The organism is Mucilaginibacter sp. 21P (assembly GCF_019331605.1).
Classification (GTDB): Bacteria; Bacteroidota; Bacteroidia; order Sphingobacteriales; family Sphingobacteriaceae; genus Mucilaginibacter; species Mucilaginibacter achroorhodeus.
On record NZ_CP063061.1, the window covers coordinates 4,232,770 to 4,247,219 of the forward strand.

Annotated in this window: 13 protein-coding genes and 1 tRNA gene; 6 read left to right on the top strand and 8 right to left on the bottom strand. The window is 45.0% G+C overall.

Annotated features, from left to right (window positions below):
- Positions 1 to 60: 60 nt before the first annotated feature.
- The 4 genes from INP83_RS18865 to INP83_RS18880 all read left to right on the top strand — a co-directional run bounded on the left by INP83_RS18865 (position 61) and on the right by INP83_RS18880 (position 5,662).
- On the top strand, positions 61 to 2,430 hold the full coding sequence (locus INP83_RS18865; protein WP_219125488.1) for a glycoside hydrolase family 127 protein: 2,370 nt from the start codon (positions 61 to 63) through the stop codon (positions 2,428 to 2,430).
- Between the two features lie 15 nt (positions 2,431 to 2,445).
- Positions 2,446 to 4,848 (top strand): beta-L-arabinofuranosidase domain-containing protein, encoded by a 2,403-nt coding sequence (locus tag INP83_RS18870; protein WP_255563191.1) that lies wholly within the window; start codon positions 2,446 to 2,448, stop codon positions 4,846 to 4,848.
- Positions 4,849 to 4,915: 67 nt separating this feature from the next.
- Positions 4,916 to 4,987, top strand: a tRNA-Arg gene (locus tag INP83_RS18875).
- Positions 4,988 to 5,068: 81 nt separating this feature from the next.
- The gene (locus INP83_RS18880) at positions 5,069 to 5,662 is read left to right on the top strand and encodes a hypothetical protein (RefSeq protein WP_219125489.1); all 594 of its coding nucleotides are present in this window, start codon (positions 5,069 to 5,071) and stop codon (positions 5,660 to 5,662) included.
- A 39-nt stretch (positions 5,663 to 5,701) separates the two neighbouring features.
- Here INP83_RS18880 and INP83_RS18885 read toward each other — a convergent pair whose 3' ends face one another.
- Positions 5,702 to 6,724 carry a class I fructose-bisphosphate aldolase gene (locus INP83_RS18885; protein ID WP_219125490.1) on the bottom strand — a complete coding sequence of 341 codons (1,023 nt, stop codon included), beginning with the start codon at positions 6,722 to 6,724 and terminating at the stop codon, positions 5,702 to 5,704.
- Positions 6,725 to 6,877: 153 nt separating this feature from the next.
- On the opposite strand from INP83_RS18885, the gene INP83_RS18890 reads away from it, so the two are divergent.
- Positions 6,878 to 8,905 (top strand): beta-L-arabinofuranosidase domain-containing protein, encoded by a 2,028-nt coding sequence (locus tag INP83_RS18890; RefSeq protein WP_219125491.1) that lies wholly within the window; start codon positions 6,878 to 6,880, stop codon positions 8,903 to 8,905.
- A 65-nt stretch (positions 8,906 to 8,970) separates the two neighbouring features.
- Here INP83_RS18890 and INP83_RS18895 read toward each other — a convergent pair whose 3' ends face one another.
- The 7 genes from INP83_RS18895 to INP83_RS18925 all read right to left on the bottom strand — a co-directional run bounded on the left by INP83_RS18895 (position 8,971) and on the right by INP83_RS18925 (position 13,484).
- The gene (locus tag INP83_RS18895) at positions 8,971 to 9,414 is read right to left on the bottom strand and encodes a carboxymuconolactone decarboxylase family protein (protein ID WP_219125492.1); all 444 of its coding nucleotides are present in this window, start codon (positions 9,412 to 9,414) and stop codon (positions 8,971 to 8,973) included.
- 132 nt (positions 9,415 to 9,546) lie between these two features.
- On the bottom strand, positions 9,547 to 10,131 hold the full coding sequence (locus tag INP83_RS18900; RefSeq protein WP_219125493.1) for a Crp/Fnr family transcriptional regulator: 585 nt from the start codon (positions 10,129 to 10,131) through the stop codon (positions 9,547 to 9,549).
- Complete coding sequence (locus INP83_RS18905) at positions 10,132 to 10,527, bottom strand: hypothetical protein (RefSeq protein WP_146270710.1); 396 nt, start codon at positions 10,525 to 10,527, stop codon at positions 10,132 to 10,134.
- 126 nt (positions 10,528 to 10,653) lie between these two features.
- Entirely contained in the window at positions 10,654 to 11,349 is a 696-nt protein-coding gene (locus INP83_RS18910; protein WP_219125494.1) for a sugar phosphate isomerase/epimerase, read from the bottom strand.
- Between the two features lie 48 nt (positions 11,350 to 11,397).
- Positions 11,398 to 11,592 carry a hypothetical protein gene (locus tag INP83_RS18915; RefSeq protein ID WP_219125495.1) on the bottom strand — a complete coding sequence of 65 codons (195 nt, stop codon included), beginning with the start codon at positions 11,590 to 11,592 and terminating at the stop codon, positions 11,398 to 11,400.
- An 81-nt stretch (positions 11,593 to 11,673) separates the two neighbouring features.
- The gene (locus tag INP83_RS18920; protein WP_219125496.1) at positions 11,674 to 12,879 is read right to left on the bottom strand and encodes a GAF domain-containing sensor histidine kinase; all 1,206 of its coding nucleotides are present in this window, start codon (positions 12,877 to 12,879) and stop codon (positions 11,674 to 11,676) included.
- 221 nt (positions 12,880 to 13,100) lie between these two features.
- Positions 13,101 to 13,484: a cupredoxin family copper-binding protein gene (locus tag INP83_RS18925; protein ID WP_219125497.1), complete on the bottom strand. Its 384-nt coding sequence runs from the start codon at positions 13,482 to 13,484 to the stop codon at positions 13,101 to 13,103.
- Between the two features lie 230 nt (positions 13,485 to 13,714).
- On the opposite strand from INP83_RS18925, the gene INP83_RS18930 reads away from it, so the two are divergent.
- On the top strand, positions 13,715 to 14,374 hold the full coding sequence (locus INP83_RS18930; protein WP_219125498.1) for a sphingomyelin synthase family protein: 660 nt from the start codon (positions 13,715 to 13,717) through the stop codon (positions 14,372 to 14,374).
- Positions 14,375 to 14,450: the final 76 nt, after the last annotated feature.

Consider the following 14,450-nt stretch of genomic DNA (forward strand, 5'->3'; position numbering starts at 1 on the left):
AATTAATTGTTGAATTAACACTAATTTAGGATTTCCTATTTCCTAATTATTATCTACAATATGATCATCAATAAAACCCTTAAGCTTAGCCTTTGCTTATTTGCCTTAAACTCAGTAATGCAAATAGCGAGAGCGCAATCTTACGTACCCGAATGGAACGATAAGCGTATGAAGGTGGCACCTGTTGTGCCGGTTAAAGCTTACTCTTTTAACCTTACCGATGTTAAGCTACTACCAAGTCCATTTAAAACAGCAATGGATGCTGATGTTGCCTACCTGTTAAAAGTTGAGCCTGATAGACTATTGTCGTCTTTTCGCACGCACTCAGGACTAAAAGCAAAAGGTAAGTTGTATGAGGGTTGGGAATCTTCGGGTCTTGCGGGGCATACGCTGGGGCATTACCTATCGGCAGTGTCCATGCACTACGCATCTACCGGTGATAAAGAATTTCTTAAACGTGCCAACTATATTGTAAGTGAGCTTAACGAATGCCAGGTTGCCCGCAAAACCGGTTATGTAGGTGCCATCCCTAAAGAAGATACCATTTGGGCCGAAGTCAGCAAAGGAGATATCCGCTCGCGCGGTTTTGATCTTAACGGCGGGTGGTCGCCATGGTACACCGTACACAAGGTAATGGCCGGCCTGCTTGATGCTTACCTGTATTGTAATAATAAACAGGCTTTAACGATTTGCGAAAAGATGGCCGACTGGACCGGTGAGACCATCAAAAATCTTGACGATAAAAAACTGCAGGAAATGCTGCTATGCGAGTACGGTGGCATGGCCGAAACCCTCACTAACCTATACGCCATAAATGGCAACAAAAAATACCTGGAGCTATCTTACAAATTTTACGACAAAAAAATCCTCGATCCGCTGGCAGAGCGTAAAGACATTTTGCCGGGCAAACACTCCAACACGCAGATCCCTAAGATAATTGCGAGCGCACGCCGTTACGAGATCACCAACGATAAAAAGGATAAAGCCATTGCCGACTTCTTTTGGGAAACCATTGTTAACCACCACTCCTACGCCACCGGAGGTAACAGTAATTACGAGTACCTGAGCGAGCCGGACAAGTTAAACGACAAACTCACCGATAATACTACTGAAACCTGCAACACCTACAATATGCTTAAACTTACAAGGCATTTGTTTGCGGTTGATCCGTCGGCGAGATTGATGGATTTTTATGAGAAAGGCTTATATAACCACATCCTGGCATCTCAGAACCATGCTGATGGTATGATGTGTTACTTTGTACCGCTGCGCATGGGTGGAAACAAACATTTTAGTACGCCTTTTAATGACTTTACCTGCTGCGTTGGCTCTGGCATGGAAAACCACGTGAAATACAATGAGAGCATTTATTTCCGCGGTGCGGATGGCAGTTTGTACGTAAACCTCTTTATACCATCGGTTTTAAACTGGCAGGCAAAAGGTCTTACCTTAACGCAGCAAAGCAGTTTCCCTAATGAGGGCCAAAGCACTTTTATTGTGAATACTAAAAAGCCGCTTGCTATGGCTATCCGTATCCGCAAGCCTAAATGGGCAACCAATACAAGCGTTGCAGTAAATGGCGTAGCACAAAAGCTTACACCTGATAACCAGGGTTATTTTGTGATCAACCGTAAATGGCGCAACAATGATAAAATAGCTTTCACTGCCACCGAAAACCTGTACACCGAAGCTATGCCTGATAATCCAAACAGGCGGGCAGTATTTTATGGCCCGGTATTACTTGCCGGGAACTTGGGCACCACAGAACCCGATCCGCTTGACGGCATACCGGTTTTTGTAACCACCGATACCGACCCTAACCAGTGGCTGCAAATGGTTGATAAAAAACAATTAACCTTCCGCACTATCAACACCTCAAAACCGAAAGAGGTTACGCTGATGCCGTTCAATCAAACGCAGGACCAGTTTTATTCGGTTTATTGGGATGTTTTTACACCGCAGACCTGGGCAGTGCAGCAGAAGGCTTATGAAGAGCAAAAGAAAAAGCAGCAGGAATTGGAAGCCCGCACTATGGACCTGCTTCGTTTTGGCGAAATGCAGCCCGAACGCGACCATGACTTTACCGGCGAGAATGCTACAACCGGTGAGGAGCACCAGCGTAAATGGAGATCTACCGAAAACGGTGGCTACCTGCAATTTAACATGAAGGTTGATGCCAACGCTCAAAACACATTAATAAACAGCTATTGGGGTATGGATAACCGTGGCAGAACGTTCGATATCCTTATCGATGGTATAAAACTGGCTACCGAAGACCTTAACCAATACAAGGAAAGCCGCTTTTATGATATTAGCTATATTATCCCTATTGAACTAACCAAAGGCAAGCATATAGTAACCATCAAATTGGTGCCTAAAAAAGATAACAGCGCAGGCCCTGTTTACGGCAGCCGCATGGTTAAAAACTAATTGAAACTATTGATAATGACAAATAATAAAAAAGCCTTCGGTTTGCTTGTAGTAATACTTGCAGCCAGCTTTACCCCTGCCCTGGCGCAACAGAACGATTACCCTATACAGCCCGTTCCGTTTACCAGCGTACACGTGAATGATAACTTTTGGGAGCCAAAAATGGAGGTCAACGCCGAAGTGACCATACCGTACGTGCTGGCGCAATGCAAAGCAAACGGCCGCATGGATAACTTTTTGCGCGCAGCCAAAAAATTGGATGGCGACAAGCTAAGCGAGTTTCCGTTTGATGATACCGATGTATATAAAGCCATTGAAGGCGCTTCTTACTCCATCCAAAATAAAAAGAACCCGCAGTTAGAACGGTATGTTGATACCCTTATCAATATCATAGGCGCTGCGCAGGAGCCGGATGGTTACCTTTACACCTTCAGAACGGTAAATGCAAAAAAACCGCACGAGTGGATAGGCGCTAAACGCTGGGAAAAGGAAGAAGAGTTGAGTCACGAGTTGTACAACGCCGGCCACCTGTATGAGGCTGCCGTTGCACATTACCAGGCAACAGGCAAACGCAGTTTATTAAACATTGCTATAAAAAATGCCGACCTGTTAGTCCGCACCTTTGGACCGGGAAAATTACAGGAATATCCGGGGCACCAGATCGTAGAAATTGGCTTATCTAAGATGTACCGGGTAACCGGAAACAAACAATATCTTGACCTGGCTAAGTTTTTCCTGGATGTACGTGGCCCCAAAGGCGACCCATACAACCAGGCCGATAAAAAAGTGGTTGACCAGCACGAGGCCGAAGGTCACGCTGTAAGGGCTGCTTACATGTACACCGGCATGGCAGATATTGCAGCCTTAATCGGCAACAAAACTTACCTGGCTGCCATTGATGATATATGGGGGGATGTGGTCAACAAAAAGCTATACATAACCGGTGGCATTGGTGCCACAGGTGCCGGTGAGGCTTTTGGCGAGGCTTACCAATTGCCAAACATGTCGGCCTATGCGGAGACGTGTGCTTCTATTGGGAATGTTTACTGGAACAGCCGTATGTTCATGCTCCACGGCGATTCTAAATTCATCGACGTACTGGAAAGAACGCTCTATAACGGTTTACTATCGGGGGTGTCGCTTAGCGGGAACAGGTTCTTTTACCCTAACCCGCTGGCATCAATGTACCAGCATCAACGCAGCGCCTGGATAAGCTGCGCCTGCTGTATCAGCAACATGACACGCTTTTTGCCATCGTTGCCGGGTTATGTTTACGCCAAAAATAACAATGACCTTTACATCAACCTGTTCATGAGCAACTCCAGCAACATCAAGTTGAAGGAGGGTAATGTAAACATTGTTCAGCAAACGGAGTATCCCTGGAAAGGTAAGGTTGATATCACCGTAAATCCAGATAAAGCAGGCGACTTTACCCTCCGCATACGCATACCGGGATGGGCGAAACAACAACCGGTACCAGGCGATCTGTATTCGTACGCGGATCAGAAATCGGCCCCTGTAACTTTAGCTATAAACGGTGCTGTACAATCTTATACAACTGAAAAAGGATACGCAGTACTAAAACGCAAATGGAAAAAAGGTGACAAGGTAACGCTTAACCTACCGATGGAGATCGAAAAGGTACTGGCTAACCAACAGGTAAAAGACGATCGCGGACGTTTTGCCTTTGAGCGCGGACCAATTGTTTACTGCCTTGAGGGGCCTGATAACAAGGACAGCCTGATACAAAACCTGATGGTTGATAAAAACGCAATTGCAAACGCAACTTACCAGGCCGGTTTATTAAATGGCGTTGATGTAATAACGACTGAAGGTGTTGGTGCTGCAAGGCAATTAAAAAGCGACAACATTACCCAAACCAACCAAACGGTAAAGGCTATACCATACTTTGCATGGGCTAACCGCGGCCCAAGCGAAATGACGGTATGGATACCTTACGAGGCATCGGCCGTGAGGCCAAAGCCGGCACCAACCATTGCGAGCACAAGTACGGTAACGGCATCTTTAAAGAACAAACGCATGTTTGCGGCCATTAAGGACCAATATGATCCGGCAGATTCAAAAGATACCAATTTCCCTTACATGCACTGGTGGCCTGCAAAAAACACTACCGAGTTTGTAGAATACACCTTCGATAAGGAGCACACCGTTAGTCAATCTAAAGTTTATTGGTACGATGATGGCCCGTGGGGCGGTTGCCGCATACCAAAATCATATAGGATATTGTACAAAAAAGATGGCCAATGGGTGCCGGTAAAAAACAAAGAGCCTTACAATGTTAGCAAGGATGGTTTTAACACGCTTGATTTTGAGCCGGTGAACACTACCGCCCTGCGTATGGAAATTGACCTGCCGGTTGATAATTCGACAGGCATACATGAGTGGGCTGTTAAATAAAATCAAGACAATTAAACTCATTTCATATTTTTAAAGGTTTCGAAATAGTCTATCTTTGCACGCAACCGCACCCGTAGTTCAATGGATAGAATGTCAGATTCCGGTTCTGATGATATGAGTTCGAATCTCGTCGGGTGCACAAAAAACAAACAGGGCAATATCGCAGTTGATATTGCCCTGTTTGTTTTTATCTTTACTGCTTTAACATAAACCCTTATACATGAAACCAACCTTACAAACTATTTTATTTGTCTCAATTTTTAGTTTTACTGCCTGTCAATCCCCAAGCAACAACAGTAAAAACACTGATTCGCTATCAGCAGACACTGCTAAAGTTGACACAACCTCAAATGCTGCCGGGCACGTTGAAAAGAAACCCACTGCAACAGACTCAACAAAATGGGAGTATCACGAGGAAGAAGACAAAATGACTTCCAAAAAAACTTATTTCGCATCAATCGAAGCTAATCAGCAACTTCAATTTGATTTCCCGTACGATGGTGGTGTAACTGCCAGCATTCTTGTAAGAAAAAAAGGCGGCGAAAATGAAGTAATGCTTAATGTTAGTAAGGGGCAATTTAATATGGGAATTGATGGTGGTTCACTAAAAGCCAGGTTTGATTCAGATAAGGCAAAAACTTACTCAACGTCAGGCCCATCAGACCAGAGCGGAAACGTTATGTTCATAAGCTCAGCGGGCGGTTTCATAAAGAACCTTAAGACACACAAAAAACTGTTGATAGAAACGGAATTTTACAACGAAGGTAGCAGGCAAATGGAATTTGATATTGCCGACTTTAAATGGGATCACTAAAAGCAAAAGGCCTTTAACAATGTTAAAGGCCTTTTGCTTTTATTCGTTTTCCATATCCGGCGTATACTCGCCGCGGCGTGCTATGTTGTTTAACCGCGCTCTGTTTACCAATAGCCTTTGTGCTTCGGCAACGTTGGCATCGTTACCGGCCCATTTATCAAGTGCCGGTTGTTGTATAGCCCTCGAGAACGAAAAGGTAAGCGCCCAGGGCATAACATTATCGTATTGCTGGTGCATAGCGTTAAGGCGTTCGGTAGCAAGCTCAGCTTCCTGTCCGCCGGATAGGAACGCTATGCCAGGCACTGCAGCAGGCACTGTGCGTAAAAAACAGTTTACCGTAGCATCGGCAATTTCCTTAGCATTGCTTTGGTCGGCGGCTTTTAGGCCCGGCAAAACCATGTTTGGTTTCAGTATCATCCCTTCAAAAGCTACCTTCTGCTCGTACAAAGCGTTGAACACGGCATGCAGAACTTCGGTTGTTACTTCGAGGCATCGCTGTAAAGAATGGTCGCCATCCATTAATACTTCGGGTTCAACAATAGGCACTATACCTGCCTGCTGGCAAAGCGCAGCATAGCGCGCTAACGTAAACGCGTTAGCTTTGATGGCCGCGGTTGTTGGCGTTTTATCAGTTATAGATATAACCCCACGCCATTTTGCAAACAGCAAACCTTGTTGGTGGTAGACTTTTAAGCGTTCGCTTAACTTATCAAGCCCTTCGGTAATAGTTTCACCCGGGAAGCCGTCAAAAGGCACCGTACCCTCATCCACCTTTATACCGGGGATGATACCTTGCTCTTTCAATACATCTAAAAACAAGCAGCCGTCATCTGTTTTCTGATGAACGGTCTCGTCAAATAAAATGGCACCGCTGATATATTCGCCAAGCCCCGGCGCGGTGACGATCAGCTGGCGATATTTACGACGATATTCTTCTGTTAGTGGAATACCAAGCGGCTCAAAACGTTTATTGGCGGTAGGTATACTCTCATCCATGGCAAGCAAGCCTTTATCTGGTGCCATCAAACGGCTTGCGGTATTTTTAAGTTCGGCTAAATTCATTTGGGTTGATGATTAACTAATATGTTAAACCACTATTTAGTCACCTTGTTTGTCGGTTTAAAATCGAACCGGGATTTGTTACAAATAACAGACCCTTTGTTTTAACTGTCTATTTGACTATTATTGTGTGGTCGAGTCCTTAAAACCTATTTTATGAGAATAAAGTTAACCCTAACGCTGGCATTGGCGGCGTGTAATCTATGGGCTTCTGCGCAAGTCAAAAGTACTTCTACACGGTATACTATGGCTAAAGCACCGCTAAGGCAAAATCCTTATATCGAGCTTCCGCTGGGTGCTATAAAGCCACAAGGCTGGCTGCGCGAAATGCTGGTGCGTGCTAAAAACGGTGCCACCGGTAACCTTGACAACCTTTATCCACTGGTAATGGGCAAAAGAAACGGATGGCTGGGCGGGGACGGCGACCTTTGGGAACGTGGCCCTTATTGGATAGATGGCCTACTGCCATTGGCTTACATACTACAGGATAAACAACTTATAGCCAAAGTAAAACCATGGATAGAGTGGAGTATAAAAAGCCAGCGCCCGGATGGTTATTTTGGACCATCACATGACCTTGGCCCCGAGCGCGGCATACAGCGCGATAACGCACAAGACTGGTGGCCTAAAATGGTTATGCTTAAAGTGTTGCAGCAATATTATTCTGCCACGGGCGATAAACGGGTAATAAACCTGATGACTAACTACTTTAAATATCAGTTAAAGGAACTGCCATCGAAACCACTGGACCACTGGACCTTTTGGGCGCGTTACCGCGGTGGCGAGAACCTGGCGATGGTGTACTGGTTATACAATATTACGGGCGATAAATTTTTGCTCAACCTGGGCGACCTGATCCACAAGCAAACGTTTGATTACACCAACGCTTTCCTGAACACCGATCTGCTATCAACCGATTATAGCATCCACGGCGTTAACCTTGCCGAGGGAATGAAGGAACCGATAGTTTATTACCAGCACCACCCCGAGGCGCGTTATACTGATGCCATGGTTAAAGCCTTTAAAGACCTGCGCAAATTTGATGAATCAGTACCCGGTTTGTTCGGTGCCGATGAATCCTTACATGGCAATAACCCAACGCAGGGATCAGAGCTTTGTACCGCCGTGGAAATGATGTACACGCTGGAAAACGGCCTTTCAATAACCGGCGACCTTAACTACGCCGACCATCTTGAGCGCATTGCCTTTAATGCCTTGCCTACCCAGATCAGCGCAGATTACAACACGCACCAGTATTTTCAGCAGGCTAACCAGGTAATGCTTACCCGCCAAACCCGCAACTTCGATGTTAACCACGATGGTACCGACGTTTGCTACGGCTTACTAACAGGCTACCCTTGCTGCACATCAAACATGCACCAGGGATGGCCAAAATTTGTGCAAAATCTATGGTATGCCACGCCGGATAAAGGCATTGCCGCCCTGGTATATTCTGCCAGCGAAGTAGAGGCAGTTGTAGCGGGTCATACCAAAGTAAATATCAGGGAAGAGACCAATTATCCATTTGATGAGGCCATTAAATTCACCATCAATTTTGATAAAAAGCAAACCAAGGCGGTGTTTCCGTTTGAATTGAGGGTGCCAAAATGGTGTACCCTTGCCAACGTTAAAGTAAATGGCAGGGAAGTACAGCAGGCAAAAGCCGGGGAAACTATTAAACTTAACCGTACCTGGAAAAGCGGTGACGTGGTAGAGCTAACCCTGCCGATGCATATTTTCAAAAATACCTGGTATGAAAATTCAATGTCGGTAGAGCGTGGCCCGATAGTTTACGCATTAAAAATAGGTGAGCAGGAAAAGCAAGTGCAAAACACCAAAGACCCGCAGGAATATGGCAGCACTTATTTAGAAGTGCTGCCTACCACACCCTGGAACTACGGTTTGATACGTGTGGATGACAATAAACTGGCCGAAGCTTACAAAGTTGAGAACGTTAAGCCGGCAGGCAATTACCCATGGACGCAAGCCGCGGCCCCTATCCAGCTCAAAACCAAGGGCAGGCGCATCCCTACCTGGCAGTTATATAATGAAACGGCCGGCCCCCAGCCCTACGGTAACATCTGGAACTTTGTAACAGATAAGAACGAGGAAGAACTCACACTGATACCTTATGGTTGTACAAGGCTGCGCATTTCGCTGTTCCCGGTGATCGATAAACGTTAGCAGATAAATGCAAAAGCCACATAGTTAAGCTATGTGGCTTTTCAAGAATAAAGTACCGGGTTAAATTACTTTTGTAAAGCAGGCTGCATGTGCGTGCTGATGGCGATGCGGTTCCAGCTGTTGATTGCAATAACGGCCACCAATACCTGCGCCACGTACTTTTCGCCTAATACTTCAGCGGCTTTGGCATAGGTGGCTTCAGATACACCTCCTTTGCTTATCAGTGTAGCTTCCTCAACAAAGGCAAGGATGGCTTGCTCTTTCTCATCGAAAAATGGCGTATCTCTCCAGGCGCTAACGGTATAATGGCGTTGCTCGGTCTCGCCCAGTTTGCGTGCATCACGGTTATGCATATCCAGGCAAAAGGCACAGCCATTAAGCTGAGATGCACGTATTTTGATCAGTTCTTTGTGTATAGCCGTAAGTTCTGTGCTGTTCACATAGTTCTCAAGCACAAGAAACGTTTTGTAAGCTTCCGGAAGGGTCTTAAATAGATCTACTCTTTTCATGGTGTAGTTTGTTTTGATTTGTTAAACCAAAATTGCGAACAAACACCCCCTCAAAAAATGAACTAAGTTTAAGAAAGAGAACCAAGACGACAGGAATCAGGAATCAAGATACAGGGTTCTTTGTCTTGATTCTTAATTTCCTGACTCTCTTTTCGCTCTTATCCTGCTCAGAAATTGCGGCGTAAAACCCAAGTAAGAGGCCAGCATGTATTGCGGTACGCGCTGCACAAAATCGGGGAACAGGCTGATGAAGTAGCGATATCGTTCTTCATCCGTTTGATTGAACAGGAAGCCTATGCGGCGTTGCGAAGCCACAAATGCGCGCTGCATCATCAGCCTGAAATACTTTTGCAAAGCAGGTATTTCGGCAAGTAAACGTTCCTTGTCTTTGGCAGGCAGCAACAATATCTCAGAGGCTTCAATTGTCTGGATATAAGTTGTGGCCGGCACATCATTCACCAGGCTGTCATGGTCGGCAATCCACCAGTTCTCCAGCGCAAACTGTACTATTTGCTCATTAAGTTTAGCATTAACGTAGTACTGGCGTAGCAGCCCGCTCAAAACAAAGTATTCGCCTTTGCACTGTTTGCCCGGTTCAAGGATGATATGTTTCTTTTTTACGCTAAGCAACTGCATACTATCGCACAATAGAACCTCCTCATCAGGCGTAAGCGATACGTGGCGGTTGATATGAGCAATAAGCTGCGGGTATACCATTTATGGCAATTTGAATTGAAAGCTAAAATTAACATTGGTACCGGATTGCGTTTGATCTGTAACAACCTCACCGTCAACCTTCACCATGGTGCGCACGCTCAACTCGGGTGTTGTTTTGGGTAATTTGGCATCAACCGTGAACTTTATAGCCTTGCCCGATTTGATGGTGTAAGTTTTATCAAATTTGCCGATGTATTCTTCTTCATAGTATTGCACGTTTTTGGCACCTATGTAATACATTTTTGCTTTTGCACCTGCAGGTATATCTGTAATATACTCTACCTGGTAGGTGTCTTTCTTGGCGATCTTCAGCTCGCCGCGGTTCATATCATAAATGGCTTTATGACAACCGCTGGCTGCGATCATCAAAAGGAAAAGGTAAAGGAGTTTTTTCATGGAGACTAAGATAAAATAAAAAGGCCATGTTGGTATATACAACATGGCAAATAGACGAGTCGTGGTGAGCTTGTGGAACCATCGCTAATCAGAAGGTCTTATACAAGTTCACACTGACATACTAATTTACGCTAACGCGGCAGCGGCATAGGCACGGCATTTTTTCACTTCGGCAACAGCATCAGAGCCATCTGGTATTTTGTACTCAAGCTCTATAGTAGCCGGGAATTTGTATTTGTTTTTCTTCATCAATTGCAGCACCTCTTTTATTGGTGTATCGCCTTCACCCCATGGCGCATTTGGGCCGTCATGAAATTTGCGGTCTTTAATGTGCATACTGGTAATGCGGTCGTGATATTTCTCGATGAACGGTACCGGGCTGCTGCTTGTGCCCGATGCATAGTGACCAATATCCAGGTTAATGCCGTTGTATTTTGATTGGCTTAAAGCGGTATCCCACAAAGTAGGTGTTGCCTGCGTATGAGCGTGGTAACCTACCACCATTTTATGCTTGGCAGCCAGGTCGCCAAGGCGTTTGGTTTGCGCTTCGTCCGGCAGCTCAACGGTTACATGTGTGCAACCCAAGGCTTTGCCCGCGTTAAAAGCGTAATCAATCTCAGCATCGGTGTTTTTGGCACCTAGGGCATTAGGTTTCCAAGCGTAGATGGTTACGCCGGCATCGTTGTACATCTTGCGCAGTTCTTTGAACCTGTCCATCGATACCGATGCACGCCACTCGGCCATTTTTGGGGCAAAATCCTGCCAGCTTTGGGCGACATCACGCTTAGGTGCGCCAGCGTACTCTTCGGCGGCGTCGCCCATTAGTTCAATGGCGTTAATGTTGCAATCGAGGCAATACTTAAGCAGATCCTAGGCCGTACCCGGCAGGCTGCGGAACGAATAGGTGATAACACCTATCTGCACACCATTGATCATTGAATTTGGCTTAGCCCATGCACCGGCGAAACCGAAAGCTTTGCCAGCTTTTGAGGCCAGTAACAATCCGCCTGCGGCAAACGCACCCGTGGCGATAAAACGGCGCCTGCTTAAATGTTGCTTTTCCATTAAATAAGTTTTTGGTTTGATAATGTGGTTTAAACCAAAGTTATCAAATAAAAGCAAGCAGCAAAACGTGTATTAAAAAGGTTACTTGTTAACTGTTTGGGGCAGTAATATCTCAAAACTGGCGCCTTTGCCCTGCTCAGAATAAATACGCATGTTGCCTTTTAACGATTCTACGAGGTGTTTCACCAAAGCCAAACCAAAGCCGTAACCGTGCTCCCCGCCGGTACCATCGGTTGATTTTGCGTTACCGCTCAATATCTTTTCTATTGCATCTTTACTTAGCCCTACACCTGTATCGGTTACGTTAACCTGTAAAATATTTTCAGTTTCGCCCTGTTTTAGGCTTAGATCGACTCCTATCCTTCCATCCTTAGGCGTAAACTTCATGGCATTGGAGATCAGGTTACCAATGATCTGCAGCAGCTTATTACGCGAGAAAGGTATTGTCGCAGCGTTAACCGAAGTGTTGATAGTGAAATTGATGCCCTTGGTACGCGCTTGCGGCATGTAAAGCTGTTCCAGTTTTTCCTTCAACACAACTAAATTGAATTCGTCACTTTTAAGCTCACGGGTAGGTGCCTCCACGGTAAGTATCTCGTCTGCCAGCTCTAACAGTGAGCGACCACTACGTTGTATGAGGTTGATAAATTCCAATACTTCGTCAATTTCGTTCTCGTGCCCCTGCTCGCTGATTACTTGCGCTAAGCCAATTATACCGCCCAAAGGGCCGCGAATATCGTGGGCCACCTTCTTTTTGGTCTCATTAGCTTCCTTGAGTTTGCCTCTAAGCGCAACAATTACCTTATGCGCCCTTAAGCGGTTAACTATCTCATTAGCGATGATCTTAAGAAGTTCAACCTTTTCAGGCGAAAGTGTTTTCACGTCCTGGTCAAGCACACAAAGTGCGCCTATGTTACGGCCTTCCTCTGTGGTAAGCGGAACACCAAAGTAATATTTAACGTTAGGATTACCCGTTACATAAAAACGATCTTTAAACCTGTCATCGGCTGTAAGGTCCTTAATTTCAAATGAGCTATCACCCATAATGGTGTACTGGCACACCGATTCTTCCCTCGGCATCTGTTCAATATCCAGGCCGTGGTTGGTAATACTCCACTGGGTAAATGAATCTATCAGGTTTACCAGTGATATATTAGTGCCTGCCACCTTTGCTGCAAGCTTGGCCAGATCTTTAAAAGAGTCTTGAAAGCTGGTGTAATCAAGATCGTAATCGGAAAGTTCTAAAACCCTTTCCATTTCATTCTGCGGTACTGGTGGTTGCTGCATCGTTACAAATTAGGTTTGCTAATTTCCGTTATTCAATCAAATTTCAAACAACTTAATTAAAATACGTACCATTTAAGGTTAAAGTTTAAAACATGTTATAACTATAAGTTGTGAAAGCTTAAATAATTTAGGTAAAACAAGCTTTCGGTTTAAAATAAAAAAGCCCCTTTCGGGGCTACGCAATCTACACTATTCTACTTATCGGCTAATAAAAATTCTGATCAATCTGTAACTATCACCTTTGCGTTCACCATGCTCGAGTGGAACGTGCAGTGATAGGTATATGTGCCCGTTGCATCAAATGATCTGCTGTACTTTGCGCCGGTAGCCAGGCTGCCACTGTCAAAAGCATTCGCATCTTCAGTCGCTGTGTGCGGGGCGGAGTCTTCGTTTGTCCAGGTAACGCTTTGCCCTTTTTTAATGGTGATACTTGCCGGTGAGAAGGCAAAGTTTTTAATACTTACCGCATTGGTGGTACCACCGCCCGGCGTTGTTGGCGTTGTTGGCGACGAAGGCGTTGGGTTGCTATTTGATTTTGAGCATGCTGCAACGGCAATTACAATTACAGCAAACATCAACGAAATACCTAAAATGTACTTTTTCATATCAAAATGTATTTGGTGGTTTTTATAGTGATTACGCTTAGTATAATGCCTCGGGTTGCCTGGGTAATGAAAAATAGTTTACTCACCCCCTGCCCTCTTTCTGCTGCGCAAAGAGGGGAGATTACTTTTCATAATGGAGGAATGCGTAAATAACCCCAACTTTATATTGAGATAACTACTCCTTAATATTGATGCCTTTTTTTTAACTTTGCGCTCTTTTAATTTATACAGTGGCACCGAAACATAAGAGGACTATTAAGGAAGCATGGGTATCTGCTTTGCAATCGCCCAGAAAACGCGATAAGCTGCTTATAGGTTCGTCTATCGTGGCAGTTATGCTGCTTGGGATGCCGTTCTTCTTTAACTATATCCAAAACAGAAAAGGTACTGAACTTAACGACTGGGTGCTTGATCATATCCCGGCCCATGATGTCTCCATCATTATCTTTACTTTGATATGGGGAATGGGTTTGCTTATCCTGATCAGGGCATTGTATAACCCGGTTATTTACATCAATTACGTATGGTCGTTGATATTTGTTAACCTGGCCAGGATGCTTACCATCTTGTTTGTCTCCTTGGATCCCCCAAAGGGCCTTATCCATTTGATTGACCCCTTGACCGGTTTCTTTTACGGCAATACCGTCATCACCCGCGATCTGTTCTTCTCGGGCCATACCTCTACCATGGTGCTTATCTACCTGTGTTTAGAAAAGCGTAATGATAAGATAGTAGCCTTTATTTCAGCAGCTATCCTGATGGTGCTGTTATTGGTACAACACATCCATTACACCATTGATGTTGTGGCGGCGCCAATATGTGTATACATCATCTTCAGGCTGGTGCGCCGTTTCCTAAAACTCGATCAGTTGAAAAACGACGAGGATTAATCACCATTTATTTATAGTTTGACTTGCATAAACAGCCAATACGCGTATTTTTGGATTAATACCATTTATACCTGTT